Below are 26,355 nucleotides of genomic sequence, written 5' to 3'. Positions count from 1 at the left end.
ACTAATGTCACAACGCTAGCCTAGCAAAGGCTCACCGGATCGCTTCGAGGGTCAGGTCCAGGCACTTGCGCGCCTTTTCCACCAGCTCATCCACCTCTGCATGGGTGATCACCAAAGGCGGTGCGATGATCATGGTGTCGCCCACCGCGCGCATGATCAGGCCGTTGTCGAAACAGAAGTTGCGGCAGACCATGCCCACGCCTTTGCCTTCGTAACGGCTGCGGGTGGCTTTGTCCTTGACCAGCTCGATCGCGCCGAGCAGGCCCAGGCCGCGTACCTCGCCCACCAGCGGGTGGTCCTGCAGCTCACGCAGACGTTTTTGCAAGTAGGGTGCCACTTCCGTGCGGGCCTTCTCGACGATCTTCTCGTCGCGCAGGATGCGCAGGTTTTCCAGGCCCACTGCGGCCGCCACCGGGTGGCCTGAATAGGTGAAGCCGTGGTTGAAGTCGCCACCTTCGCTGATCACCTTGGCCACCTTGTCACGCACGATCACACCGCCCATGGGGATGTAACCGGAGGTAAGGCCCTTGGCGATGGTCATGAGGTCGGGCTTGAGGTCGTAGTAGTCGGAGCCGAACCACTCGCCGGTGCGGCCGAAACCACAGATCACTTCGTCAGCGACGAACAGGATGTCGTATTTCGCGAGAATCTCTTTCACCCTCGGCCAGTAGGTCTCAGGCGGGATGATCACGCCGCCGGCGCCCTGGATCGGCTCGGCGATGAAGGCAGCAACATTGTCTTCGCCGACTTCCAGAATCTTTTTCTCAAGCTGCTCGGCAGCCCATACGCCAAATTCGTCGGGGCTCATGTCGCCGCCTTCACCGAACCAGTACGGCTGCGGGATGTGCACGATGCCCGGGATCGGCAGGCCGCCCTGTTCGTGCATGCCGCTCATGCCGCCCAGGCAGGCACCCGCGAAGGTGGAGCCGTGGTAGCCGTTGATGCGGCCAATGATGGTCTGCTTGTGGGGTTTACCCTTGAGTGCCCAGTAATGGCGGACCATGCGCAGCACGGTGTCGTTGCCTTCAGAGCCGGAGCCGGTGAAGAACACATGGGTCATGCCCTCGGGCGCCACGTCGGCGATGGCCTTGGCCAGCTCCAGCGCGGGCGGGTGGGCAGTCTGGAAGAACAGGTTGTAGTACGGCAGCTCGCGCATCTGCTTCTCGGCAGCCTGCACCAGCTCTTCACGGCCATAACCGACCGCCACGCACCACAGGCCGGCCATGCCGTCGAGGATCTCGTTCCCCTCGCTGTCCCACAAATGCACGCCCTGCGCCTTGGTGATGATGCGCGGCCCCTTCTCCTTCAGCTGCTTGTAGTCACTGAAAGGTGCAAGGTGGTGCTCACCGCTCAGGGTTTGCCATTCACGGGTTTGCGGGTTTTTGACGCTCATGTGCTTCTCCATGTTCCACAGGCCGCCGGTGGGCGGCCTCAGGGGTTGATCACACAGCAAACAGCAGGAACTCACGCTCCCAGGAGCTGATGACTCGCTTGAAGTTCTCGTGCTCGGCGCGTTTGGTGGCGACGTAGCCGGTGATGAATTTCTTGCCCAGGTACTGGGTCAGCGCGCGGCTGACTTCCATGCGCTCCAGAGCATCTTCGATGGTCAGCGGCAGGCGCAGGTTGCGCCGCTCGTAGCCACGCCCCTGCACCGGCGCGCTGGCAGCGATACCTTCGACCATGCCGATGTAGCCGCACAGCAGGCTGGCGGCGATGGCCAGGTAGGGGTTGGCATCGGCGCCGGGCAGGCGGTTTTCAACGCGGCGGTTCTGCGGGCCGGCATCCGGTACGCGCAGGCCGACGGTGCGGTTCTCCTCGCCCCATTCGACGTTCACCGGCGCCGAGGTGTCGGGCAGGAAGCGGCGGAACGAGTTGACGTTGGGCGCGAACAGCGGCAGCGCCTCGGGGATGAACTTCTGCAGGCCACCGATGTGGTTGAGGAACAGCTCGCTCATGCTGCCGTCTTCATTGCTGAAGATGTTCTTGCCGGTGACCGCGTCCACCACGCTCTGGTGCAGGTGCATGGCGCTGCCTGGCTCGCCGGTCATCGGCTTGGCCATGAATGTCGCGGCCACATTGTGCTTGAGCGCCGCCTCGCGCATGGTGCGCTTGAACACCAGGATCTGGTCGGCCAGGTGCAGGGCGTTACCGTGACGGAAGTTGATTTCCATCTGCGCCGTGCCATCTTCGTGAATCAGGGTGTCGAGGTCCAGCTGCTGCAATTCGCACCAGTCGTAGACGTCCTCGAACAGCGGGTCGAATTCGTTGGCGGCCTCGATCGAAAACGACTGGCGGCCGGTTTCCGGGCGGCCCGAACGGCCAACCGGCGGTTGCAGCGGGAAGTCAGGGTCTTCGCTGCGCTTGGTCAGGTAGAACTCCATCTCTGGCGCTACGATCGGCTGCCAACCCTTCTCGCTATAGAGCTGGAGGACCTTCTTGAGGACGTTGCGCGGCGACAGCTCGACCGGGTTGCCCTTCTTGTCGTAGGTGTCGTGGATAACCTGCGCGGTCGGCTCGATGGCCCACGGCACGAGGAACACGGCGTTCTCGTCGGGGCGGCAGATCATGTCGATGTCGGCCGGGTCGAGCAGTTCGTAATAGATGTCGTCATCGACGTAATCGCCGGTCACGGTCTGCAGCAACACGCTCTCGGGCAGGCGCATGCCTTTTTCGGCGATGAACTTGTTGGTCGGTGAGATCTTGCCGCGGGTGATGCCGGTCAGGTCGCTGATCAGGCATTCGACTTCGGTGATCTTGTGCTCTTTCAACCAATCGGTGAGCTGGTCGAGGTTGTTACTCATAGATACCTCAGGAGGTAATGTGGTCCGCGCATTGATTCTGGATGGAGTGAGTTGCTAAAGCAAAAACCCCCACGCAGGAGCGCAGTGGATACACTGAAAACAAGCGTGTCCGAAATGAGTGTGGAGGGCAGCAAGACAACGAAGGAAGCGAAACGGCGCTACGAGGGGTGGGCAAGGCGCGCAAAACGTCAATTATTGCGGCCACGGCGGCCACAGCGCGATTGCTGCTTGCAGGAACGACAGGGATGCCCGAGCACACTGCAAAGGCAGTGCTTTCAGGTCGCGACAAGCGGACCATGTGACCCTCGTATTATTGTGTTTTGGGTTGTGACCGAGCTTAGCCTTGTTCATTTTTTTACACAACCACTCCGTAAAAAATAAAACACGGCATGTCGGAGATAGCCCTTTCACAGGGAAATAGCGGATAATGGCACGCCCCGATATGCAGCAAATCTGCCGTAGATGTGCCATTTCAGGGCATCATGTGGTTGGCTTGACATCAGTAGGGCTTTTCGATTGACTGGTCCTGCAAGCCCCCCTTGATTGATATTTTTAACAACAAAGGTGTTGCATCATGTCGGTACCCCCGCGTGCCGTTCAGCTTAACGAAGCGAACGCGTTCCTTAAGGAACATCCTGAGGTTCTCTACGTTGACCTTCTGATTGCAGATATGAATGGTGTGGTGCGTGGCAAGCGCATTGAGCGCACCAGCCTCCACAAGGTTTACGAGAAAGGCATCAACCTGCCGGCCTCCCTCTTCGCCCTGGACATCAACGGTTCCACCGTCGAAAGCACTGGGCTCGGCCTGGACATCGGCGATGCTGACCGCATCTGCTATCCGATCCCTGACACGCTCTGCAATGAGCCGTGGCAGAAACGCCCCACCGCCCAGCTGCTGATGACCATGCACGAGCTCGAAGGCGAGCCGTTCTTCGCCGACCCGCGTGAAGTGCTGCGTCAGGTGGTGAGCAAGTTCGACGACCTGGGCCTGACCATCTGCGCTGCCTTCGAGCTGGAGTTCTACCTGATCGACCAGGAGAACGTGAATGGCCGCCCGCAGCCACCCCGCTCGCCGATCTCGGGCAAGCGCCCGCAGTCGACCCAGGTGTACCTGATCGACGACCTCGACGAATACGCCGACTGCCTCCAGGACATCCTCGAAGGTGCCAAGGAGCAAGGCATTCCGGCCGATGCCATCGTCAAGGAAAGCGCCCCGGCGCAGTTCGAAGTCAACCTGCACCACGTTGCCGACCCGCTCAAGGCCTGTGACTACGCAGTGCTGCTCAAGCGGCTGATCAAGAACATCGCCTACGACCATGAAATGGACACCACCTTCATGGCCAAGCCCTACCCGGGCCAGGCAGGCAACGGCCTGCATGTACACATTTCCGTGCTGGACAAGGATGGCAACAACATCTTCACCAGCGAGGATCCCGAGCAGAACGCCGCGCTACGTCACGCTGTCGGCGGTGTGCTCGAGACCCTGCCAGCGTCCATGGCGTTCCTCTGCCCGAACGTCAACTCGTACCGCCGCTTTGGCGCACAGTTCTATGTGCCGAATGCGCCGAGCTGGGGCCTGGACAACCGCACCGTGGCCCTGCGCGTGCCGACAGGTTCGGCAGACGCCGTACGCCTGGAGCACCGCGTGGCCGGCGCCGACGCCAACCCGTACCTGATGATGGCGGCCGTGCTGGCCGGTGTTCACCATGGCCTGACCAACAAAGTCGAGCCGGGTGCGCCGATCGAAGGCAACTCGTATGAGCAGCTTGAGCAGAGCCTGCCGAACAACCTGCGTGATGCCCTGCGCGAGCTGGACGACAGCGAGATCCTGAACAAGTACATCGATCCGAAGTACATCGACATCTTTGTCGCGTGCAAGGAGAGCGAGCTGGAAGAGTTCGAGCACTCGATCTCCGACCTCGAGTACAACTGGTATCTGCATACTGTGTAACTGAAAACGCCGCCCTCTGGGGCGGCGTTTTTACTTGGGATGGGTGTCGCCCGCGAATAGGCCGGCACGCGCCTACAGGGTCTTCTCGAAGATCTTCGAATTACGCTGGTAGTTGTACAGCGAAGCCCGCGCCGCCGGCAGCCGCTCCACCCCACTCGGCGCAAAACCACGCTCGCGGAACCAGTGCGCGGTCCGCGTGGTGAGCACGAACAGCGTATTCAGGCCCATCTGCCGCGCCCGACTCTCGATCCGCTCCAGCAGTTCGTCACCGCGCCCGCCATGGCGGTACTCCGGGTTCACCGCCAGACAAGCCAGTTCACCGGCCTGCGAATCGGCAATCGGGTACAGCGCCGCGCAGGCGATGATCATGCCCTCGCGCTCGACCACACTGAACTGTTCGATCTCCCGCTCCAGCACCTCACGCGAGCGCCGCACCAGGATGCCCTGCTCTTCCAATGGGCTGATCAGCTCCAGCAAACCGCCCACATCTTCGATGGTCGCCTCGCGCACTACCTCGAACTGCTCCTGCGACACCAACGTGCCGCCACCGCCGCGGGTAAACAGCTCGGTGAGCAGCGCGCCGTCTTCGGCGTAGCTGACGATGTGGCTACGGGCAACGCCGCCCTTGCAGGCCTCGGCTGCGGCATCCAGCAGCTCAGCCTGATAATCGCTGCCCAGCCGTGCCAGGTGCGGTGCGATGTGCTGCGGACGCAGCTCGCGTACCAGCTTGCCTTGCTCGTCCAGCAAGCCGGGCTCGGCGCCGAACAACAGCAGTTTGTCGGCACCCAGCTCGATGGCTGCACGGGTGGCCACGTCTTCGCAGGCCAGGTTGAAGATCTCGCCCGTTGGCGAGTAGCCCAGTGGCGACAGCAAGACGATGGAACGCTCGTCGAGCAGCCGGCTGATGCCCTTGCGGTCGATGCGACGGACTTCGCCTGTGTGGTGGTAATCAACCCCTTCGAGCACGCCGATGGGGCGGGCCGTCACCAGGTTGCCGCAGGCCACACGCAGGCGCGAACCCTGCATCGGTGAGGCCGCGATGTCCATCGACAGGCGAGCCTCGATGGCCAGGCGCAAGGCACCCACGGCGTCGATCACGCAGTCCAGGGTGGCCGCATCGGTGATGCGCAGGCCGCGGTGATAGTGCGGGGTCAGGCCACGGGCCGCCAGGCGGCTCTCGATCTGCGGGCGCGAACCATGCACCAGCACCAGGCGTACGCCGAGGCTGTGCAGCAACACCAGGTCATGGACGATATTGCCGAAATTCGGGTGTTCTACCCCATCGCCGGGGAGCATGACCACAAAAGTGCAGTCGCGATGGGCATTGATGTACGGGGAGGCATGACGCAGCCAGTTGACGTAATCGGGCATGACAGGGCCTGTGGATAAAGTGGACGGAGAACGTTGGATCACACGGCGTTCAGGATCATCGTCGGAACAGGCTTGCGGTCACGCGCGGTCTCCTCTAGGCAAGAACGAATAAGCAAGGTGGACGTTTAATTCAGGCAATAGTGCCGGATCAAGTCACGCAATAGACGCACGGTAGGCTCGATTCGTGACATTTCAAGGTATTCGCCGGGTTGGTGGGCGCAGGCGATGTCGCCTGGGCCAAGCACGATGGTCTGGCAACCCAGCTGCTGAAGATAAGGCGCTTCGGTGCCGAACGCCACCGCTTCGGCGCGATGGCCGGTGAGGCGCTCGGCCACTTGCACCAGCTCGGCATCGGCCGCCTGCTCGAACGGCGGCACCTCGGGGAACAGCGGCGCGTAGTCGATGCGCACCTCATGGCGCTCGGCAACCGGCCGCAATTTTTCACGGATTGCGGCACGCAGTTGCTCGGCGTCCATGCCCGGTAGCGGGCGCAGGTCGAATTCCAGGGCGCACTGGCCGCAGATGCGGTTGGGGTTGTCGCCGCCGTGGATGCAGCCGAAGTTCATGGTCGGCGTGGGCACGGTGAACTGCGGGTTGCGGTAGGTTTCCTGCCACTGCCGGCGCAGGCCCATCAGCTCGCCCATCACCTCATGCATGGCCTCCATCGCGCTGCGGCCCAGGCTGGGGTCGGACGAATGGCCACTGCGCCCGAGGATATCGATGCGGTCCATCAGAATGCCCTTGTGCATGCGGATCGGCCGCAGGCCCGTCGGCTCGCCGATCACCGCGGCGCGGCCCAGCGGCTGGCCGGCCTCTGCCAGGGCGCGGGCGCCGGACATCGAACTTTCTTCATCGCAGGTGGCAAGGATCAGCAAGGGTTGCTTGAAATCATGCTCAAGCAGTGGAATCACCGCCTCGATAACCAGCGCAAAAAAGCCTTTCATATCGCAGCTGCCCAGGCCCACCCAGCGGCCGTCGACCTCAGTCAGCTTGAGCGGGTCGCTGGCCCACAGCTGCTCGTCATACGGCACCGTGTCGCTATGGCCGGCCAGCACCAGCCCACCCGGGCCAGTGCCACGGCTGGCCAACAGGTTGAACTTGCCAGGGCTGACCTGCTGTATGTCGCAGCTGAACCCCAAGTCACCCAGCCAGCCGGCCAGCAGGTCGATGACCTGGCGGTTGGACTGGTCCAGGGCGGGTTGGGTGCAACTGACCGAGGGCGCGGCAATCAAAGCGGCAAACTGGTCTTTCAGCGTTGGCAACGGCATGCGCGTACTCCTCGAAAGCGTTGCCCATCATAGGGCCATCCGCCGTAAGGAATAAACCGTAGCCGGCCCAGTCCTGTAGACTGCACGGCAATCACGCCCTCCCTTCGAGCCTGCGATGCACAAAGAAACTGAACTCAAGCTTCGCGCCAGCCGCGACACCCTGGCCGCACTGCGCGAGCACCCTCTGCTGAAAAAGCGCAACAAGTCCGGCTGGCAGACCCGCGAACTGCTCAACCAGTACTTCGACACCCCGGAGCGCGACCTTGCTGCCGCCCGTGTCGCGCTGCGCCTGCGCCGCGATGGCGAGGCAATCATCCAGACCTTGAAATGCCGCGGCCAAAGCGTCGCGGGGCTGTCCGAGCGCAACGAATTCGAGTGGAACCTGGACAAGGTCAAGCTCGACCTGAAAAAGCTCGACGCCACCTGCTGGCCCGAGCAGCTGGGTGAGCTAGACAAGAAAACCATCAAGCCGCTGTTCACCACTGATTTCACCCGCGAATTCGCTGAAATCGCCTGGGGCCGTGGCAAATCCAAAGTAGTGATCGAGGCCGCGCTGGACCAGGGCTTCGTGATCGCTGGTAAACGCAAGGAAGAGATCTGCGAGCTGGAGCTGGAACTGCGCGAAGGGGCCCCGGAAGCCCTGCTGGAACTGGCTGCCGAGCTGGCTGCCAGCCTGCCGCTGATGCCGTGCGACATCAGCAAGGCCGAGCGTGGCTACCGCCTGTTGCAGCCGGACAGCTACGAGCTGGGCCTGCCAAGCACCGAACTGGACGCCGAAATGGCCCTGGACGATGCCTTCACCGCCCTGGCCTGGCAGTTGCTCGGCAGCAGCCAGCGCCTGGCTGAGCAATACCGCCACAATGGCCACTGGCGCCTGCTGCAGGATTGGGTACAGGCCCTGGCCGAACTGCGTGCCCTGGTCGCCAGCCTTGGCCAGGCCGCGCCGCGCGCCACCACCCGTGACCTGCGCGCGAGCCTCGACGCGCTGCTGGAAGACTGGCGCCCATTGGTGCAGGCCGGCAATGACGATGAAGACATCCGTCGCGCAGCACCCGAACAATTCCTCGAAGAGCTCGAAGATGTGCGCTGGGGCCAGTTCTCGCTGGAAACCTCGCGCTGGCTGCTGGCCCGTGCCTGGACCGCAGAGCGCAAGGGCCGTGGCGAACGCCAGGGCAAGGCACAATTGGCCAGCTGGCTGGCACACCTGCTGGGTGAAGAAGGGCGCGCACTGAAGTTGCCGCTGTATACCCAGCGCCCGGAAGACCTGGCTGAACAGCTGCCGCGTATCGAGCAGTTGCTCGCCTGGCTGCACCATGCACGCCAGGTGCTTGAAGCGCCGCAGATGGACCGCCTGTATGGCGACCTGAAAAAGCTGCATGAGCTGGCTGAGCTGCCACTGGGCGAAGAGCCTGGCGAATTGCTGGAGGCCCGTATCGAGCAGGCGCGTGCGATTGATCAGAGCCGTGGCTGGAAGCATTTGTTGAAGGCTTGACCGCCTCTGCAGGAGCAGCCTTGCCGGGCCCCCGGACCGGCAAGGCTGCTTCCATCCAGTTTCAGCGCCCCAGCGGCAGGCTGGTGGTGGATTTGATCTCCGACAGCGCCACTATCGAATTAACCTCCTGAATCCCGGGCACATTCGACAGCTTTTCGAAGAAGAACCGCTCATAGGCTTCAATATCCTGCGTGACGATACGCAGCAGGAAGTCGACCGCACCCATCAGCACATAACATTCCAGTACCTCCGGAAAGCCACGGATCGCCTCGGTGAATTCGGTGAAGTTGGAGCGGCCGTGAGCGTTGAGTTTCACCTCGGCAAAAATCTGCGTGTTCAGGCCGACCTTCTTGCGGTCGAGCAAGGTGACCTGGCCACGGATCACACCCTCCTCCTTCAGCCGCTGAATCCGCCGCCAACAGGGCGACTGCGACAAGCCCACGCGCTCGGCAATCTGTGCGCTGGACAGTGAAGCGTCCTCTTGCAGCAGTTCAAGAATGCGCCGATCGTAAGCATCCAGTTCGCCCTGCATTATTTATTCCTCTGAACGCACTTAACCGAATCAATCAATCTGCGTACTAAGCAAATTGATTGAATCATAGCGAAAAAATGCCCGAAAGGACGTGCAAGAATTTCTCCCACCATTGCGGAGACCAGCATGAATGCACTCGAACGCCCCCTGCCCCGATCCGATGTCTGGGCCGCCAACGCCAGCCACAGCAACGTGCGTTATCACCTGCAGGCCGAAGCCGAGCCAGACACCCTGTGCCGCGTACTCAACCTGTTCGCCCTGCAGTTTCTTACACCGCACAGCGTGCAAGTGAGCCAACAAGAAGACCTGCTCGATGTCGAAATCGGTATCGGCGGGTTGAGCTGGCATCGGGCCGAGGTAATTGCGCAAAAATTGCGCAATCTGGTGTGCGTCGTAGAGGTCAGCCTGGAGAACCAGGCACGTGTGGAACTGGCAATCGCCTGAGCATCATTCGGCAAGATCCCGAAACGCTTTACCAGCGCGCGCTTACGCTGCCCCGGCTAGCCTTCACCAGGAACTCATCACCTGGCACGGATGCCGCCATGCATAATTGCGACGATCGATCCCTTGATCTCAACCGCCTGCTGGATGCCCTGCAGGCCGACCAGCACCTGAGCGCCCGCGACGCAGGCAAGGTACTGGAGCTGGCTACCACCCACCCTGGCCGCCATCCCCTCGAAACCATCGCTGCCCTTGACCTCGAAGACCGCCGGCGCACCGGCCAACGGCTGCATCTGGACACCCTGTGCCAGTGGCTTGCGAGCAAAGTGGGCCAACCCTTTCAACGCATCGACCCCCTGCAGCTCGACCTGTCCCAGATCAACGGGCTGATATCGCCAGCCTTCGCTCAGCGCCACGGCATTCTGATCCTGGCCAGCGACAGTGATGGCATCACCGTAGCCAGCGCCCAGCCCTACCAGTGCGACTGGCAAACCGACCTGACCCGCAGCCTGGGCAAACCGATTCGACGCGTGCTGGCCAGCCCGCTGCAGCTGCGCCAGCTGGGCCAGTCGCTGTTCCGCCTGGCCTATTCAGTGCAGGGCGCACAGCATCAACAGTCGGCCAGCCTGGGTGAGCTCGAGCAGTTGCTGGAGCTCGGCAGACGCCAGGGCGATGCGACAGCCGACGATGCGCATATCGTGCACATCGTCGATTGGCTGCTGCAGTACGCTATCGAACAGCGCGCCAGCGATATCCACCTTGAGCCACGCCGCGAGCAGGGCCGGTTGCGCTACCGCATAGACGGGCTGTTACACACGGTTTATGCCTTCCCGGCGAGTGTGACGCTGTCTGTCGTAAGCCGCTTGAAACACCTGGGGCGGATGGATGTAGCGGAAAAACGCCGCCCGCAGGACGGCCGCGTGAACACCGGCTTGCCAGGTGGCAATCAAGTAGAACTGCGCCTGTCGACCCTGCCCACTCCCTTCGGCGAAAAAATCGTGCTGCGCCTGTTCGATCCGCGGCAGCTGCAGGAAGACTTTGACCGCCTGGGCCTTGAAGGTGAGCAACTGGCGCAATGGCAAGCATTGTTGCAGCGCCGCCAGGGCATCCTGCTGGTCACCGGCCCCACCGGCTCGGGCAAGACCAGCACGCTCTACGCCAGCCTCAAGCTGCTGGCCACGCCCGAGGTGAACCTGTGCACCATCGAAGACCCGATCGAGCGCCTTGAACCGGCGTTCAACCAGCTGCAGGTGCAACCGGCGCTGGACCTTGGCTTTGCCAACGGCGTGCGCGCCCTGCTGCGCCAGGACCCTGACATCATCATGATCGGCGAAATCCGCGATCGCGAAACCGCCCTGGTGGCGGTGCAGGCGGCCCTCACTGGGCACCTGGTGCTGTCGACCCTGCACACCAACGATACCTGTGGCGCCATCACCCGCCTGCTGGAACTGGGCGTGGCCGATTACCTGATCAAGGCCACCCTGGGCGGGGTAATGGCCCAGCGCCTGGTGCGCTTGCTGTGCCGTGAGTGCCAGGGAAGCGCATCGTCGGCCAGCAGCCAACCCTGCCAGCTATGCCGGGGTACCGGCTTTCATGGCCGCACAGGCCTGTTCGAGTTGCTGGTGCCGAGTGAAAACCTGCGTGCCCGAATCGGCGCCGGGGTCGATCTGGCCAGTTTGCGGCAACAGGCCGTGGCTGAAGGCTTAGTGGATCTGCGCCGCTGTGGCGAGGCCAAAGTGGCTCGGGGGCTGACCCTTTACGAGGAGGTGTTGCGGGTTTGCGCGTGAGCGAAAAACCCTTGTGCACAAGGAACTTGCGCCCGTCCGGCACGATCAAAGCGGGCAACATCAGCCCTCACCCTTCGAGGTGTTTCATCATGCGTCTCAAAACCGCCATCGCAGCCGCTGCCCTGCTTTCGCTGCCCATTGGCTCCGCCTTTGCCGACACCTTCTGGCGCAACGTGATTTCTTCCGGCGCGACCACGGGATCGACCTACCTGACCTCCAGGGACCACAAGCTGGTCATCGCGGCGCAGGATGACGCCGGCAGCTTCGTGGCCAGCGAAGGCGCTATTCGCGGGCCCTACCTTGAGGCAGCGATGCGCCAGGTACGGGCCGAGAACCCAGGGCTGCAAGCCAGCGACATGGAGCTGGCCAATGCCATTCTGGCCAAGAATTCGTTAGCCGAATAACTGCGCGGCCCTTTTCGCGCGCAAGCCCGTTCCCACAGAACCCCGCCGCTTCAAATCCAGTGCAGAACCTGTGGGTGCCGGCTTGCCGGCGATGACGCCAACACCGATATCAGCGATACGCCTCCACCGGCACACACGCGCAAAACAGGTTCCTGTCCCCATACACATTGTCGACCCGGTTCACCGCTGGCCAATACTTGTGTTTGCGTACGTGAGCGCTGGGGGCGACGGCCTGCTCCAGGCTGTACGGCCGGTTCCACGGTGCCAGCACATCAGCCAGGGTATGGGGGGCATGCTTCAGCGGGTTGTCCTCCGCCGGCCAGTTGCCGTCCTGCACCTGGCCTATCTCCGCGCGGATCGCCAGCATCGCTTCGACGAACCTGTCCAGCTCAGCCTTCGACTCGCTCTCGGTCGGCTCGACCATCAGGGTGCCCGGTACCGGGAATGACATGGTCGGGGCATGGAAGCCATAGTCCATCAAGCGCTTGGCGACATCCTCCTCGCTGATCCCGGTCTGTGCCTTGAGCGGCCGCAGGTCAAGAATGCACTCATGCGCCACCCGTTGGTTGCGGCCCCGGTACAACACCGGGAAGGCACCGCCCAGCTGGCTGGCCAGGTAGTTGGCCGAGAGAATCGCCACTTCGCTGGCATCCGCCAGTTGCGGGCCCATCATGGCGATGTACATCCAGCTGATCGGCAGAATGCTGGCGCTGCCCCAGGGGGCGGCGCTGACCGCAGTGTTGTTCGGGTCCAGGCCCGGTACCGGCACCACCGGGTGGCTGGCGACGAAGGGTGTGAGGTGGGCGCGAATGCCAATCGGCCCCATGCCAGGGCCGCCACCACCATGGGGGATGCAAAAGGTCTTGTGCAGGTTCATGTGCGACACGTCGGCACCGATGTCCGCCGGCCGCGCCAGGCCGACCTGGGCGTTGAGGTTGGCGCCGTCCATGTACACCTGGCCGCCGTGCTGATGCACGACTTCGCAGATTTCACGAATGCCTTCTTCGTAGACGCCATGGGTAGAAGGGTAGGTGACCATCAGGCATGACAGCTTGTCGCCCGCGGCATGGGCCTTGGCCTTGAGGTCTTGGAGGTCGACGTTGCCGGCATCGTCACAGTCGACGATCACTACCTCCATGCCAGCCATCTGCGCCGAGGCCGGGTTGGTGCCGTGGGCCGACGACGGGATCAGGCACAGGGTGCGCTGGGGCTGATGACGGCTGCGGTGATAGCGCGTGATCGCCATGAGCCCGGCGTATTCACCCTGGGCGCCGGAGTTGGGCTGCATGCAAATGGCGTCGAACCCGGTGATGGCACACAACCAGCTTTCCAGCTCGTCGATCATTGCCTTGTAACCCGTAGCCTGCGCGGCTGGGGCGAAGGGATGAAGGTTGGCGAACGCTGGCCAGGTGATGGGGATCATCTCGCTGGTGGCATTGAGTTTCATGGTGCAGGAGCCCAGCGGGATCATCGACTGGTTCAGCGCCAGGTCCTTGTTCTCCAGCTGCTTGAGGTAGCGCAGCATCTCGGTTTCGCTGTGGTGCAAATTGAATACCGGGTGGGCGAGAAACGGCGTGCGCCGCACCAGCGCGGCGGGGATGCCCTCCGGCAGGGCCTGCTGATCGAGTGCGGTGATGTCCAGGCCGTGGTCCACGCCGAGGAAAATGTCGAACAGCCGCAACACGGTGGCCTCATTGCAGGTTTCATCCAGGCTCACGCCCAAATGGCCCCGTCCAAGAATGCGCAGGTTGATCCTCGCCGCTTCCGCGCTTTCGATAATTGCCGCCTGCGCGCCGCCGACATCCAGGGTAAGGGTGTCGAAGAAGTGCTGGTTGAGGCGTTTGATGCCCTTGGCTTCGAGGCCGGCAGCCAGCACGAAGGTAAGCCGGTGCACACGCTGGGCGATGCGCTGCAAGCCTTCAGGGCCGTGGTACACCGCGTAGAACCCAGCGATATTGGCCAGCAGCACCTGCGCCGTGCAGATGTTGGAGTTGGCCTTCTCGCGGCGAATATGCTGTTCGCGGGTCTGCAGGGCCATGCGCAGAGCCGTGTTGCCACGCGCATCGCGCGAGACACCGATGATGCGGCCCGGCATCGCCCGCTTGTAGTCGTCGCGGCAGGCAAAATAGGCGGCATGCGGGCCACCGTAGCCCATGGGCACGCCAAAGCGCTGGGTCGAGCCCAACACTACATCGGCACCGAGCTCGCCAGGCGGGGTCAGCACCACCAGGCTGAGCAGATCAGCCGCCACGCAGGCCAGCGCCTGCTGGTTGTGCAACTGCTCGATCAGCGGGCGCAGGTCGCGCACCTCGCCGTGGGTGTCCGGGTACTGCAGCAAGGCGCCGAAGACCGCATGCTTGCCCAGGTTATCCACAGAGTCGACGATCAACTCGAAGCCAAACCCCTCGGCACGGGTTTTCAGTACCGAAAGCGTCTGCGGGTGGCAGTGCTCGTCTGCGAAGAACGCATTGCTCTTGTTGCGCGCCACGCGCTTGGCCAGGGCCATGGCTTCGGCAGCTGCAGTGGCTTCATCGAGCAGCGAGGCATTGGCCAGGGCCAGGCCGGTCAAGTCGATGACCATCTGCTGGAAGTTGAGCAGGGCTTCCAGCCGGCCTTGGGCGATTTCCGGCTGATAAGGGGTATAGGCGGTGTACCAGCCAGGATTTTCCAGCACGTTGCGCAGGATGACGGTGGGCGTGACGGTGCCGTGGTAGCCCATGCCGATCAGGCTGGTCCACACCTGGTTCTGCTCGGCGTAGCCGGCGAGCTTGGCCAGCGCGGCCTGTTCGTCCAGTGCCGGCGGCAGGTCGAGTGCGCGGTTGAAGCGGATGCCCGGCGGGACGGTCTGCTCGATCAGCTCGCTGCGGCTGGCGAGGCCAAGGGCGCTGAGCATGGCCTGCTGCTCCGAGGCATCGGGCCCCAGGTGGCGGCGCAGGAAAGGGTTGAGCTCTTGCAGTTGATGCAGGGATGGCGACTGGGACATGACGACGCTCTCTTCCTAGACCAGGTCTCATGGAGACTTATAAGTCTAGGAAGGATTGCCGATACTGCGGGAAAACTTGCTTTGGCAGTACCGGCCCTTTCGCGGGCAAGCCCGCTCCTATAGGCCGGAGCTGAACCTGCAGGAGCGGGCTTGCCCGCGATGAAGCCAGCGCGCTATCACTCGCCGATAGCGGCTTTGTAACCGGCAGCATCCAGCAGCTTGTCCAGCTCAGCCGGGTTGCTTGGCTTGAGCTTGAAGATCCACGCGGAGTAAGGTTCATCGTTGAGCTGCTCCGGGCTGTCGGCGAGCTCTTCGTTGACGGCGATCACTTCACCACCCACCGGGGCGTAGATGTCCGAAGCCGCCTTTACCGACTCGACCACGCCCGCCGCATCGCCAGCGGCGAACACCTTGCCAACTTCTGCCAGTTCAACGAACACCACATCACCCAGGGCTTGCTGAGCGTGGTCGCTGATGCCAACGGTCACTGTGCCGTCACTTTCCAGGCGGGCCCATTCATGGCTTTCGGCAAAACGCAGATCGGCGGGGATATTGCTCATGTCTTGTATTCCTCGATTGGGTCAGCGGTCGGCCCGCCGTTAAAGTTTCAGATCAGAATCTTGCCGTGGCGCACGAAGGTCGGCTTGACCACCCGCACCGGGTACCACTTGCCGCGAATTTCGACCTCGGCACGGTCGCCGGTGGCCATGGGTACACGCGCCAGGGCAATGGATTTGCTCAGCGTAGGGGAGAAACTACCACTGGTGATCTCCCCTTCGCCAATCCCGGCCACACGAACCACCTGGTGGGCACGCAAAACACCGCGCTCTTCCAGTACCAGGCCGACGAGCTTGTCCTGCACGCCTTGCTCGATTTCCGCCAGTAAGCCAGCGCGGCCGATGAAGTCGCGCTCAGCCGGCTCCCAGGCGATGCTCCAGCCCAGGTTGGACGTCAGCGGGGTGTGGCTTTCGTCGATGTCCTGGCCGTAGAGGTTCATGCCGGCCTCCAGGCGCAGCGTGTCGCGGGCGCCCAGGCCGCTGGGGGCGATACCGGCGCCAACTAGGTCGTTGTAGAACGCCACGGCCTCATTCCCCGGGAAAATGATCTCCAGCCCGTCTTCACCGGTGTAGCCGGTACGGGCAATGAACCAGTCCCCCTCGACCAGCCCTTCAAACGGGCGTAGCTCCCGAATCAGCGCGGCGCGCGAGGCGCTGAGCAAGGCTGCAACCTTGTCGCGGGCCTGGGGGCCCTGGATGGCGAGAATGGCCAGGTCGGGACGGACCTCGATACCGACCGAAAAATCGGCACTCTGACTTTCCAGCCAAGCCAGTACCTTGGCGCGGGTGGCGGCGTTGGTGACCAGGCGGTAGCCATTTTCCGTACGGTAGACGATCAGGTCGTCAATCACCCCGCCCGCTTCGTTGAGCAGCGGGCTGTAGAGTGCTTTGCCGACACTGTCGAGGCGGGCAACGTCGTTGGCCAGCAGGCGCTGTAGCCAAACGGTGGCGTCGCTGCCATCGACGTCGATCACGGTCATGTGGGAAACATCGAAGACCCCACAGTCACTGCGCACCTGATGGTGCTCCTCGACCTGCGAGCCATAGTGCAGGGGCAAGTCCCAGCCACCGAAATCGACTGTCTTGGCGCCAAGCGCCAGGTGCAGGTCGTATAAAAGCGTGCGCTGTCCCATGGGTTTCTCCTTCCGGGCGTGGCGAAGCGGCGGCGGTCGATGACGTTTGGTCGTCAGCTCTTCTTGTAGGACCCGTCGCGCGAATGCCGCGCATTGTAGCCGCATGGGCGCAGGCTGGCACCCTCAGTGACTGTGACCGGGGCGTTTGGCTGAACGGCGGATCAGGCCGATGACTGGCAGCAGGCCCACCAGCACCAAGGTCAACGCGGGCAGCGAGGCGCGCGCCCACTCGCCTTCACTGGTCATTTCGAACACGCGGACGGCGAGGGTGTCCCAGCCGAACGGGCGCATCAGCAGGGTGGCGGGCATCTCCTTGAGCACATCGACAAAAACCAGCAGCGCGGCGCTGAGCGCGCCGGGGACCAGTAGCGGCAGATACACCTTGAAAAACAATCTCGCACCACCGACGCCCAAGCTGCGCGAAGCCTCCGGCAACGACGGGCGGATACGCTCCAGGCTGCCTTCCAGCGGCCCGTAGGCCACAGCGATGAAGCGTACCAGGTAGGCCAGCAGCAAGGCCGCCAGGCTGCCCAGCAGCAGTGGCTTGCCAGCTCCGCCGAGCCACGTGGAAAGCGGAATCACCAAGTGATTGTCGAGGTAACTGAAGGCCAGCATGATCGACACTGCCAGCACCGAACCGGGCAATGCATAACCCAGATTGGCCAGGCCAACGCCGGCACGGATACCCCCGGTTGGCGCCTGACGCCGCGCAAATGCCAGCAACAATGCCACGCAGACCGTGATCAAGGCCGCCATGCCCCCCAGGTACAGGGTGTGCAGTACCAACCCGATGTAGCGCTCGTCCAGGTCATGCCGCCCACGTTGCCAGAACCACGCGAGCAACTGCAGCAGCGGGATGACGAAGGCGCAGGCGAACACCAGCAGGCACCAGCCGCTGGCCAGCAGTGCCTTGATACCACGCAGGTGGTACAGCGCCTGCCCGCGTGGGCGTTCGTTACTGCTGCGCGTCGCGCCGCGGGCACGCCGTTCGCCGTACAGCACCAGCATCACCGCCAGCAACAGCAGGCTGGCCAGCTGCGCCGCGCTGGACAGGCTGAAGAACCCGTACCAGGTCTTGTAGATGGCCGTGGTGAAAGTATCGAAGTTGAACACCGCGACGGCACCGAAATCTGCCAGCGTCTCCATCAGCGCCAGCGCGATGCCGGCGCCAATGGCCGGCCGGGCCATGGGCAGGGCAACCCGCCAGAAGGCTTGCAGTGGCGACAGGCCCAACACCCGCGCCGCTTCCATCAGGCCCTTGCCCTGGGCCAGGAAGGCAGTGCGCGCCAGCAGGTAGACGTAGGGGTAGAACACCAACACCAGAACGATGATCACCCCACCGGTGGAACGCACCCGCGGCAGGCGCATCGGGCCGAACACTTCGCGCAAGGCGCTTTGCACAGGGCCGGCAAAGTCCAGCAGGCCGACAAAGACGAATGCCAGCACGTAGGCCGGGATCGCAAACGGTAGCATCAGTGCCCAGTCCAGCCAGCGCCTCCCGGGGAATTCACAGAGGCTGGTGAGCCAGGCCAGGCTTACGCCGAGCACGGTGACGCCTACGCCGACACCCAGCACCAGCGTGAGGGTGTTGCCGAGCAGGCGGCTCATCTGGGTGTCGAGCAGGTGCGACCAGATTTGCAGGTCTATCGACTGCCAGGACAGCAGCAGGACGCTTATGGGCAGGAGCACCAGGGCGGCGGTCAGGGTGACCGGGAGGTACCAGCGGCGTTGGGGGGTGTGGGGCAAGGCGAATGTCTCGGTGGCGGTTTGCGACCGCTGCGCGGTCGTTCGCGGGCAAGCCCGCTCCTACAGGGATAGGCGCTGGCCTGCAGGAGCGGGCTTGCTCGCGATAGGGCCTTTGCAGGCCCCGGAAGGATAAGCCCTGGCGCTTAGTTCCAGCCAGCCCGATCCATCAGACGAATCGCCTCTGCCTGGCGCTTGCCAGCGATTTCCACCGGAATGCTGTCAGCCTTGAAGCTGCCCCATGCCGCAACTTCATCCGATGGCTTGACCTTCGGGTTGGCCGGGAACTCCTGGTTGATGTCGGCAAACAGCTTCTGCGCCTCTTCGCCGGTCATCCATTCCACCAGCTTCTTGGCGGCCTCCGGGTGCGGGGCATGTTTGGTCAGGCCGATACCCGACAGGTTGACGTGCACGCCACGGTCGCCCTGGTTAGGCCAGAAGATCTTCACCGGCAGGCTTGGGTTCTGCTTGTGCAAGCGGCCGTAGTAGTAGGTATTGACCACACCCACGTCGCACTGGCCGGCCTCGATGGCCTGGATTACCGCGTTGTCATCGGAGAACACATCGGTAGACAGGTTGTTCACCCAGCCTTTGACGATCTGTTCGGTCTTGGCTTCGCCGTGGTTTTCGATCAGGGTGGCGGTCAGCGACTGGTTGTAGACCTTCTTGGCCGTGCGCAGGCACAGGCGGCCTTCCCAGTGCTGGTCGGCGAGGGCTTCATAGGTGCTCAACTCTGCCGGTTTGACCCGCTCGGTGGAGTAGATGATGGTCCGTGCGCGCAGGCTCAGGCCGGTCCAGTCGTGGGACGAAGCACGGTACTGCGGCGGGATGTTCTGGTCGATGACGTCCGACTTGATCGGCTGCAGGATGCCCATCTGCTCCGCCTGCCAAAGGTTACCGGCGTCAACTGTCAACAGCAGGTCGGCCACGCCGTTTTCGCCCTCGGCCTTGATGCGCTGCATCAGCGGGGCTTCCTTGTCGGTGATGAACTTGATCTTGACGCCGGTCTTGGCGGTGTAGGCGTCGAACACCGGCTTGATCAGCTCGTCGATGCGCGAGGAGTACACCACCACTTCGTCCGCCGCCTGGGCTGTACCGCCGAACAGGGTCAGGGCCAGGGCGGCCAGTAGGGGCTTGCGTGGCAACATGGAAAGCACTCCTCGGATCGTATGAGAGGCGCAAATGGTAGTGAATCCCATTTTACGACTCATCCACCCAGCAGTTACCGGATGTTGCAGATGACCTTCAGGGCTTGGCCAGTTCTGGCAGATCCCCTGTCAGGCCCAACGCCTGCCGCACGAACAACGCCTTGGCCTCCGGCAGCTTTTCGACCATTTTCAAGCCACTGTTGCGCAACCAGCGCAGCGGCAGCGGGTTGGCCTGGAACAGCCGCTCAAAGCCCTCCATTGCCGCCATCAACGCCAGGTTGTGCGGCATGCGCCGGCGCTCATAACGGCTGAGCACTTTCACATCCGCCAACCGCTCTGCGCGGTCACAGGCATTGACCAGCACCTCGGCCAGCACCGCGGCATCGAGGAAGCCCAGGTTGACGCCCTGCCCGGCTAGCGGGTGAATGGTGTGTGCGGCATCGCCGATCAGCGCCAGCCCTTCGTCCACATAGCGCTTGGCGTGGCGCTGGCGCAGCGGCACGCACACTCGCGGGTCGGCCTGCAGCACATCGCCCAATCGCCCCTCAAAGGCGCGTTCCAGCGCCTTGAGGAAGGCTTGATCATCCAACGCCATGAGCTGCTCGGCGTGCTCCGGCGTGGTCGACCAGACAATCGAGCACCAGTCCTGCCGGCCGTCACGCGCCAGCGGCAGGAAGGCCAGCGGCCCTTCATCGGTGAAGCGTTGCCAGGCCGTGGCCTGGTGGGCCGCGCTGCAGCGCACGCTGGTGACGATGGCGTGGTGCAAGTAGTCCCACTCGCGTGTTTCGCAACCGGCCAGGCGCCGCACCGCCGAGTTGGCACCGTCGGCAGCCACCACCAGCGGGGCGCGCAGGCGGCGGCCATCGGCCAAGGTCAGCAGCCACTCATCGCCAGAACGGCGCATCTGCTCCAGGCGGGCGTTGGGCAGCAAGCCGATATCGCTGTCGTGCAGGCGTTCCAGCAGGCCATCCTGGACTACCCGGTTCTCGACGATATGGCCGAGCACCTGCGCATGCACGCTGGCCGCCGAAAAGTGGATCTGGCCGGTGCCGCTGCCGTCCCACACATGCATGTCCGAATACGGTGAAACGCGGCGCCTGGCGATGCCATCCCAGGCGCCCAGGCGCTCGAGAATGCGCTGGCTGGCCGCCGACAGGGCACTGACCCGCGGCTCGAACGGTGCAGCGTCGTCGAACGGCTTCACCGACAGCGGGCCACCGTCGAGCAGGAGAATTTCCAGGCCGCTGTGGCGCAATGCCAAGGCCAGGGCGCTGCCGACCATACCGGCACCGACAATCAACAGATCTGCGCGCATTTCCATGCCTTACGCCTGCCTCGCTTGCGGCTTGAGCCGCACGTATAAAGTTTTATCGACCCGCGCTACCAGTTCGCCGGCGCCGTCGCGGATATCGACCTGCAAACGTGGCAGGTACTTCTTGCCGCTGGCCGTCTGCAGGCGAATTTCTTCCAGCAGTGCGTCATCGACGTGGAATTCGGCGTACACCGGCCCCTTGCCCGGGCTGATGAAGTCGATACTGGCAGCCTTGTCCCAGACGATGTACTCACGCCCCAGCTGTTCGATCAGCAGCAGCATGTAGAACGGATCGACCATGGAGTACAGGCTGCCACCGAACTGGGTACCGACGTAATTGCGGTTCCAGCGGGTGAGTTTCATGCGTACCTTGACGCTGCGCATGTCCGGGCTGATGTGCTGGATGCGTATGCCAGCGCCGAGGTACGGCGGGTAGAAATTCAGCAGCCAACGCAACATGCGCGCCCGACGCGCCAGCCGGCGCGGGCTGCTCATGCCTGGCCTCGCGGATCTGGGCGAGTGCCCAGGCCCATGGCCTGGCGGGCGAACCAGCTTTTGGCCGGTGGCAGCAGGTCGAGCCCGAGCAAGCCGATGTTGCGGCCAGCAGCCAGCAGCGGCTGGTTGCTGCCGAACAGCCGCGTGACCTGGTCGGAGAACCCGATGGTCAGGGCCTGATCAAGCCGCTGACGCTGGTGGTACGCCTGCAGGGTCGCAAGGTCGCCTGGCTGCTGCGGGCCCTTAAGCAACGCGTCGGCCAGCGACTGCACATCGCGCAACGACAGGTTGAACCCCTGCCCGGCGATAGGGTGCAGGCTATGCGCGGCATTACCCAGCACCACCAGGTGCGGGCGCACTTGTTCATCGGCCTCGACCAGCGCCAGCGGGTAGAGGTGCCGCACACCGACTTGGCGCAGAGCGCCAAGACGATAGCCAAAGGCGTTTTGCAGCTCACGCAGGAAGCTGCGTTCGTCGACCTCGGCCAGGCGTTTGGCGTCCATCCCTTGCCGGGTCCATACCAGTGCGCAGCGGTTATCAGGTAGCGGCAGCAGGGCCATGGGGCCTTGCTCGGTGAAGCGTTCGAAGGCTTGGCCACCGTGGGCTTCGCCCGGGGTGATATTGGCGATCAGGGCACTCTGCTCGTAGGGCGTTCGGCGCACATGAATGCCCAGTTGCTCGCGTAACCCGGACCGGCCACCGTCAGCCAGCACCGCCAGGTCGCACTCCAGGCTGGTGTCGTCGTCCAGTTGCAAGCGATAACCACCGGCAATCGCCTGCATCGCCTTCACTTCGGCCGGGCAACGCCAGCTCACCACCTCACTGTCCAGGCCTTGCCACAGGCATTGGCCAAGCCAGGCGTTCTCGACCACGTAGCCCAGCGCCGGCACCCCTTCTTCCATTGCATCAAGGCGGGTGGAGCCGAAGCGGCCGCGGTCGGAAACCTGAATCTGCCGAATCGGCTCGGCGCGCGGGCTGATGGCCTGCCACAGGCCCAGTTGCTGATAGATCTGCTGGGTACCGAACGACAATGCCGAGGAGCGCGCGTCGTAGCTGGGCTGGAAGCTGTCGCCAGGGGCGAAAGGCTCGATCAGCAGGATTTTCCAGCCACGCGCCTTTGCGCCGGCCTGCAGGGCCAGGGCCAGGCTGGCGCCGACCAGGCCGCCGCCGATGATCGCCAGGTTGACTCGGTTCATGCCGCGTCCTTACGTGCCGCCTGCATCAGCGCCTCGATCTCGGCGACCGTCCTGGGCACGCCCGAGGTCAGAATTTCACAACCATGCTTGGTCACCACCACGTCGTCCTCGATCCTTACGCCGATGCCGCGCCATTTTTTCGCGACAGTCTGGTTGTCGGCGGCAATGTAGATGCCCGGTTCGACGGTCAATGCCATGCCTGGCTCCAGCACCCGCCACTGGCCACCCACCTTGTATTCGCCTACATCGTGCACATCCATGCCCAGCCAGTGCCCGGCGCGGTGCATGTAGAACGCACGATGGGCTTCGCTGTCGATCAGCGCCTGCACCTCGCCCTTGAGCAGGCCCAGTTCCACCAGGCCTTCGGTGATGACCCGCACGGTCGCTTCATGCGCGTGGTTCCAGTGCTTACCCGGGGCAATTTCGGCGAAAGCTGCGGCCTGGGCCTTTAGCACCAGCTCGTAAATGGCCTTCTGCTCGGGCGAAAAACGCCCGCTGACCGGGAAGGTGCGGGTGATGTCGCTGGCATAACAGTCGATTTCGCAGCCAGCGTCGATCAGCACCAGGTCGCCGTCCTTGAGTGGCGCATCGTTCTGCTGATAGTGCAGGATGCAGCCGTTACGGCCAGCGGCGACGATCGAACCATACGCGGGCATCTTCGCCCCGCCTTTACGGAATTCGTAGTCCAGTTCGGCTTCGAGGCTGTACTCGTGCAGGCCCGCACGGCAGGCCTGCATCGCCCGCACATGGGCGCGCGCAGAAATGTCCGCCGCGGCGCGCATCACCTTCACCTCTGCCGCCGATTTATACAGACGCATGTCATGCAGCAGGTGATCCAGCGCAACGAACTCGTTCGGTGGCTGCGCGCCGAGGCGGGCCTTGGAGCGGATCACGTTGATCCAGTCCATCAGCCGGCGGTCGAACTCGGGGTTGCTGCCCATGGCGCTGTACACCCGCTCGCGGCCTTCGATCAGGCCCGGCAGGATCTCGTCGATGTCGGTGATCGGAAAGGCATCATCCGCGCCAAAGTCGCGGACTGCACCTTCCTGGCCGGCACGCAGGCCGTCCCATTGCTCGCGCTCAGGGTTGCGCTCGCGGCAGAACAGCACGTACTCGCCATGCTCGCGCCCCGGGATCAAGGCGATAACCGCCTCGGGCTCGGGAAAGCCGCTGAGGTACTGGAAATCGCTGTCTTGGCGGTACACATGCTCGACATCGCGGTTACGGATGGCAACTGCGGCCGCCGGCAGGATGGCGATGCTGTTGGGGACCATCTGCGCCATCAGCGCCTTGCGCCGACGGGCATACTCGGCCTTGGGTATATGGCTCATGGGCAGAACTACCCCCGGTTGATCAGTGCAGCGATGGCTTGGACGCGGGTGCCGCTGGCTTGGCCAGCTCGGAGAACAGCAGCAGAGGCGCCACGCGCAGGTATTCCATGACTTCCATGTAGTCGCTCTCGCCGTCTTCGGACTCTTCGAGGGCTTCCTGAACCTGGGAAATCGCAACCAGGTCCTGCAGGACGTCCTTGGCTTCGGTGGAAAGGTCCTTGCCACCGGAGTTCAGGCCGAAACCGGCGATGAAACCTTGGCACCACTGGCCCAATGCGGCAGCACGGTCGGCCAGCGCAGCGTCATCGGTCGGCAGCAACAGGACGATGGCCATGTCATCGCTGGTCAGCTCGCCCTTGACCATCTCTTGCAGGCCGATCAGGGCGTTGCGGACAGTGTCACCGGGCTCGATTTCAAGCAGTTGGGCGGCGTCGGCCAGCCAGGCATCGGCATCGAAGCCGGCACCGGCGCAACTGCGCCCGACCAGCAAGCCATGCAGCTCGGCAGGAGTGACAGGATGGCCATTGCTCGAAAGCAGCATGGCGAAGGCAACGTAAGGCGATTGGGTATTAGGCATGGTCGGCTAGGCGCCAGGCGGCGCATTTGACTAGAATGAAGGCCTTGTATCCTAGCACCGGCAGGCGCGCCAAGACCATCGGCACTGGCCGTCACCGCTCAGGGAGAGGCATCATCGACGGGTGATTCAATGACGGAGCGAATCGAGTGCAACCCACGCAAGAGAACGACCTGCAAGCATTGATGAGCCGGTTTGAGTCGCTGATCGAACGCGTCGAGCAACTAAAACGGCAGAATGCACTCCTAGTAGCTCAGGAAAAATCCTGGCGCGAAGAGCGCGCCCACCTCATCGAAAAGAACGAGATCGCCAAGCGCAAGGTCGAGTCGATGATCTTACGCCTCAAGGCCCTGGAGCAAGACTCATGAGTTCAAGCAATAGCGTCACCGTGCAGATTCTGGACAAGGAGTACTCGATCATCTGCCCGCCGGAAGAACGCAACAACCTGGTCAGCGCCGCACGCTACCTGGACGGCAAGATGCGTGAGATCCGTAGCAGCGGCAAGGTGATCGGTGCCGACCGTATCGCTGTGATGGCCGCATTGAACATCACCCACGAGATGCTGCACCGCCAGGAAGATCGCACCGACGCCCCCGCTGGCAACGCCACCCGCGAGCAGGTTCGTGACTTGCTCGATCGCGTCGATAAGGCGTTGTCCGACGATGCGGATACCAAAATCGGCTGAGATTGGTATACTGGCGCCACTCCCTGGGGGATGCGCCAGTCGGTTATGTCCCTGAGCCGATACGCACAACCACGGGGGTTGCACGCTGGGGCCGGTGTGCATGTCCGCCCGACGGAAAGCCTTAACGCCCCCTGCAATCTCCACCTTGAACTTTCGGGTTCAAGGGCTACACCGATAGCGGTCTTATCGGGGAGCCTCATTCTTCTTTGCCTGCCCTGCCGCAGGCAGATTCCACACCAGTGGCGACAACTGGGACGCCTGTGCCATGACCGACACCGCGCCGCTCACCCGCCCCCAGCTTCGTCGCCTGCTGCGCAATGCCCGCCGCGCACTCACCCCCGCACAGCAACAGCAAGCCTCCCTGGGCCTGTATCGCCAATTGGCGCAGAACCCACTGTTCCGGCGCGCCCGGCACATTGCCCTGTACTTGCCCAACGACGGTGAAATCGACCCGCAGCTGCTGCTGCGCGAGGCCCAGCGCCGCGGTAAACGCGTCTACCTGCCGGTATTGCACGCCTGGCCGCGCACACGCATGGTGTTCCAGCGTTTTGAAAAGGGTGAAAAACTCAAGCCCAACCGCTTCCGTATTCCAGAGCCATTGACCGACCGCAGGCGCCAACGCCCTGTCTGGGCGCTGGACCTGATCCTGCTACCGCTGGTGGGCTTTGATGAGGTCGGCGGGCGGCTCGGCATGGGCGGCGGTTTCTACGACCGCAGCCTGGCTTACCAGGCACGCCGTAAAACGTGGAAAAAACCGCTGCTGCTAGGGCTGGCGCATGAATGCCAGAAGGTCGAGCGGCTGGCGCAAGCCAGTTGGGATGTACCACTGCAGGGCACGGTCTCGGACCGTGGCTGGTACCTGGCACCGAACTGAGCGGCGCCAGCAGGGGATCAGCGCTGCGGCTGGCCGGCGTCGACCGGGGTTTGGTAGGCGGTATCGAGCTTGCGCTCCCAGATACCCTGAGCATAACCGGTGGTGACCACACCCAGACCAAAGATGAAGACCAGGACCCAAAGGAGGTCCGGTTTACGTTGATTCATCGAAGAATGCCCCCCCGGCATACTGTTCTGGCTCGACGACTTTTTTGGTGTCGCCGGAGCAGCTAGCGTTAAAATCGGCGCATTTTCCGACAACCTGAGCCCACACGCAA

24 protein-coding genes and 1 other RNA gene are annotated in these 26,355 nt (G+C 63.2%); 9 read left to right on the top strand and 16 right to left on the bottom strand.

Annotated features, from left to right (window positions below; translation table 11 throughout):
- Window positions 1-31 precede the first annotated feature (31 nt).
- Both ACNQPL_RS06725 and ACNQPL_RS06720 read right to left on the bottom strand, forming a co-directional pair.
- A complete protein-coding gene (locus ACNQPL_RS06725) occupies window positions 32-1,393 on the bottom strand; it encodes an aspartate aminotransferase family protein (RefSeq protein WP_416466267.1) in 1,362 nt (453 codons plus the stop codon).
- A 49-nt stretch (window positions 1,394-1,442) separates the two neighbouring features.
- A complete protein-coding gene (locus tag ACNQPL_RS06720) occupies window positions 1,443-2,801 on the bottom strand; it encodes a glutamine synthetase family protein (RefSeq protein ID WP_346615267.1) in 1,359 nt (452 codons plus the stop codon).
- A 574-nt stretch (window positions 2,802-3,375) separates the two neighbouring features.
- Between ACNQPL_RS06720 and ACNQPL_RS06715 the strand changes: the two genes are divergently transcribed.
- Window positions 3,376-4,752, top strand: a complete 1,377-nt coding sequence (locus tag ACNQPL_RS06715) for a glutamine synthetase family protein (protein ID WP_346615266.1) — start codon at window positions 3,376-3,378, stop codon at window positions 4,750-4,752.
- A gap of 72 nt (window positions 4,753-4,824) precedes the next feature.
- Here the strand turns inward: ACNQPL_RS06715 and argA are convergent, their stop codons facing one another.
- Both argA and argE read right to left on the bottom strand, forming a co-directional pair.
- Window positions 4,825-6,123 (bottom strand): amino-acid N-acetyltransferase, encoded by a 1,299-nt coding sequence (gene argA, locus ACNQPL_RS06710; RefSeq protein WP_387522941.1) that lies wholly within the window; start codon window positions 6,121-6,123, stop codon window positions 4,825-4,827.
- 125 nt (window positions 6,124-6,248) lie between these two features.
- The gene (argE, locus tag ACNQPL_RS06705) at window positions 6,249-7,391 is read right to left on the bottom strand and encodes an acetylornithine deacetylase (RefSeq protein ID WP_346615264.1); all 1,143 of its coding nucleotides are present in this window, start codon (window positions 7,389-7,391) and stop codon (window positions 6,249-6,251) included.
- Window positions 7,392-7,506: 115 nt separating this feature from the next.
- On the opposite strand from argE, the gene ACNQPL_RS06700 reads away from it, so the two are divergent.
- Window positions 7,507-8,883: an inorganic triphosphatase gene (locus ACNQPL_RS06700; RefSeq protein WP_346615263.1), complete on the top strand. Its 1,377-nt coding sequence runs from the start codon at window positions 7,507-7,509 to the stop codon at window positions 8,881-8,883.
- A 61-nt stretch (window positions 8,884-8,944) separates the two neighbouring features.
- On the opposite strand, the gene ACNQPL_RS06695 is transcribed toward ACNQPL_RS06700, so the two are convergent.
- A complete protein-coding gene (locus tag ACNQPL_RS06695; RefSeq protein ID WP_346615262.1) occupies window positions 8,945-9,415 on the bottom strand; it encodes an Lrp/AsnC family transcriptional regulator in 471 nt (156 codons plus the stop codon).
- A 126-nt stretch (window positions 9,416-9,541) separates the two neighbouring features.
- Between ACNQPL_RS06695 and ACNQPL_RS06690 the strand changes: the two genes are divergently transcribed.
- The 3 genes from ACNQPL_RS06690 to ACNQPL_RS06680 all read left to right on the top strand — a co-directional run bounded on the left by ACNQPL_RS06690 (window position 9,542) and on the right by ACNQPL_RS06680 (window position 12,047).
- On the top strand, window positions 9,542-9,859 hold the full coding sequence (locus ACNQPL_RS06690; RefSeq protein ID WP_346615261.1) for a hypothetical protein: 318 nt from the start codon (window positions 9,542-9,544) through the stop codon (window positions 9,857-9,859).
- A 98-nt stretch (window positions 9,860-9,957) separates the two neighbouring features.
- Complete coding sequence (locus ACNQPL_RS06685) at window positions 9,958-11,643, top strand: GspE/PulE family protein (RefSeq protein ID WP_346615260.1); 1,686 nt, start codon at window positions 9,958-9,960, stop codon at window positions 11,641-11,643.
- Window positions 11,644-11,732: 89 nt separating this feature from the next.
- Window positions 11,733-12,047 (top strand): DUF2388 domain-containing protein, encoded by a 315-nt coding sequence (locus tag ACNQPL_RS06680; protein WP_346615259.1) that lies wholly within the window; start codon window positions 11,733-11,735, stop codon window positions 12,045-12,047.
- 109 nt (window positions 12,048-12,156) lie between these two features.
- Here ACNQPL_RS06680 and gcvP read toward each other — a convergent pair whose 3' ends face one another.
- From gcvP to ACNQPL_RS06630, 10 genes are all read right to left on the bottom strand, one after another.
- On the bottom strand, window positions 12,157-15,030 hold the full coding sequence (gene gcvP / locus ACNQPL_RS06675) for an aminomethyl-transferring glycine dehydrogenase (protein ID WP_346615258.1): 2,874 nt from the start codon (window positions 15,028-15,030) through the stop codon (window positions 12,157-12,159).
- A 176-nt stretch (window positions 15,031-15,206) separates the two neighbouring features.
- Window positions 15,207-15,590 (bottom strand): glycine cleavage system protein GcvH, encoded by a 384-nt coding sequence (gene gcvH, locus ACNQPL_RS06670; protein WP_346615257.1) that lies wholly within the window; start codon window positions 15,588-15,590, stop codon window positions 15,207-15,209.
- A gap of 47 nt (window positions 15,591-15,637) precedes the next feature.
- Window positions 15,638-16,720 (bottom strand): glycine cleavage system aminomethyltransferase GcvT, encoded by a 1,083-nt coding sequence (gcvT, locus tag ACNQPL_RS06665; RefSeq protein WP_416466265.1) that lies wholly within the window; start codon window positions 16,718-16,720, stop codon window positions 15,638-15,640.
- Between the two features lie 123 nt (window positions 16,721-16,843).
- Window positions 16,844-18,466, bottom strand: coding sequence for an iron ABC transporter permease (locus ACNQPL_RS06660; protein WP_346615255.1), 1,623 nt, complete (start codon window positions 18,464-18,466; stop codon window positions 16,844-16,846).
- A gap of 143 nt (window positions 18,467-18,609) precedes the next feature.
- Entirely contained in the window at window positions 18,610-19,611 is a 1,002-nt protein-coding gene (locus ACNQPL_RS06655) for an extracellular solute-binding protein (protein WP_346615254.1), read from the bottom strand.
- A gap of 97 nt (window positions 19,612-19,708) precedes the next feature.
- Window positions 19,709-20,926 (bottom strand): 2-octaprenyl-3-methyl-6-methoxy-1,4-benzoquinol hydroxylase, encoded by a 1,218-nt coding sequence (locus ACNQPL_RS06650; protein WP_346615298.1) that lies wholly within the window; start codon window positions 20,924-20,926, stop codon window positions 19,709-19,711.
- Window positions 20,927-20,935: 9 nt separating this feature from the next.
- Window positions 20,936-21,418 (bottom strand): DUF4442 domain-containing protein, encoded by a 483-nt coding sequence (locus ACNQPL_RS06645; RefSeq protein ID WP_346615253.1) that lies wholly within the window; start codon window positions 21,416-21,418, stop codon window positions 20,936-20,938.
- Window positions 21,415-22,614: a 2-octaprenyl-6-methoxyphenyl hydroxylase gene (gene ubiH, locus ACNQPL_RS06640; RefSeq protein WP_346615252.1), complete on the bottom strand. Its 1,200-nt coding sequence runs from the start codon at window positions 22,612-22,614 to the stop codon at window positions 21,415-21,417. Before ubiH ends, ACNQPL_RS06645 begins: the two co-directional genes overlap by 4 nt.
- The gene (pepP, locus tag ACNQPL_RS06635; RefSeq protein ID WP_346615251.1) at window positions 22,611-23,945 is read right to left on the bottom strand and encodes a Xaa-Pro aminopeptidase; all 1,335 of its coding nucleotides are present in this window, start codon (window positions 23,943-23,945) and stop codon (window positions 22,611-22,613) included. Before pepP ends, ubiH begins: the two co-directional genes overlap by 4 nt.
- Before the next feature lie 22 nt (window positions 23,946-23,967).
- Window positions 23,968-24,522 carry a YecA family protein gene (locus ACNQPL_RS06630; RefSeq protein WP_416466264.1) on the bottom strand — a complete coding sequence of 185 codons (555 nt, stop codon included), beginning with the start codon at window positions 24,520-24,522 and terminating at the stop codon, window positions 23,968-23,970.
- A 182-nt stretch (window positions 24,523-24,704) separates the two neighbouring features.
- Here ACNQPL_RS06630 and ACNQPL_RS06625 point away from each other — a divergent pair, with 182 nt between their 5' ends.
- The 4 genes from ACNQPL_RS06625 (at window position 24,705) to ACNQPL_RS06610 (ending at window position 26,078) form a co-directional block, all read left to right on the top strand.
- A complete protein-coding gene (locus ACNQPL_RS06625) occupies window positions 24,705-24,887 on the top strand; it encodes a TIGR02449 family protein (protein WP_042112137.1) in 183 nt (60 codons plus the stop codon).
- Entirely contained in the window at window positions 24,884-25,204 is a 321-nt protein-coding gene (locus ACNQPL_RS06620; RefSeq protein ID WP_346615249.1) for a cell division protein ZapA, read from the top strand. Before ACNQPL_RS06625 ends, ACNQPL_RS06620 begins: the two co-directional genes overlap by 4 nt.
- A gap of 17 nt (window positions 25,205-25,221) precedes the next feature.
- Window positions 25,222-25,401, top strand: a non-coding RNA gene (gene ssrS, locus ACNQPL_RS06615) — 6S RNA.
- Between the two features lie 68 nt (window positions 25,402-25,469).
- The gene (locus ACNQPL_RS06610) at window positions 25,470-26,078 is read left to right on the top strand and encodes a 5-formyltetrahydrofolate cyclo-ligase (protein ID WP_416466263.1); all 609 of its coding nucleotides are present in this window, start codon (window positions 25,470-25,472) and stop codon (window positions 26,076-26,078) included.
- A gap of 17 nt (window positions 26,079-26,095) precedes the next feature.
- Here the strand turns inward: ACNQPL_RS06610 and ACNQPL_RS06605 are convergent, their stop codons facing one another.
- Window positions 26,096-26,245 (bottom strand): hypothetical protein, encoded by a 150-nt coding sequence (locus ACNQPL_RS06605; protein WP_346615247.1) that lies wholly within the window; start codon window positions 26,243-26,245, stop codon window positions 26,096-26,098.
- Between the last annotated feature and the right edge of the window lie 110 nt (window positions 26,246-26,355).

It is taken from the genome of Pseudomonas sp. LFS044, from assembly GCF_047978245.1.
GTDB lineage: Bacteria > Pseudomonadota > Gammaproteobacteria > Pseudomonadales > Pseudomonadaceae > Aquipseudomonas.
The sequence above is the reverse complement of the archived record's forward strand: the minus strand, read 5'-3'. Positions and strand labels throughout refer to the sequence as shown.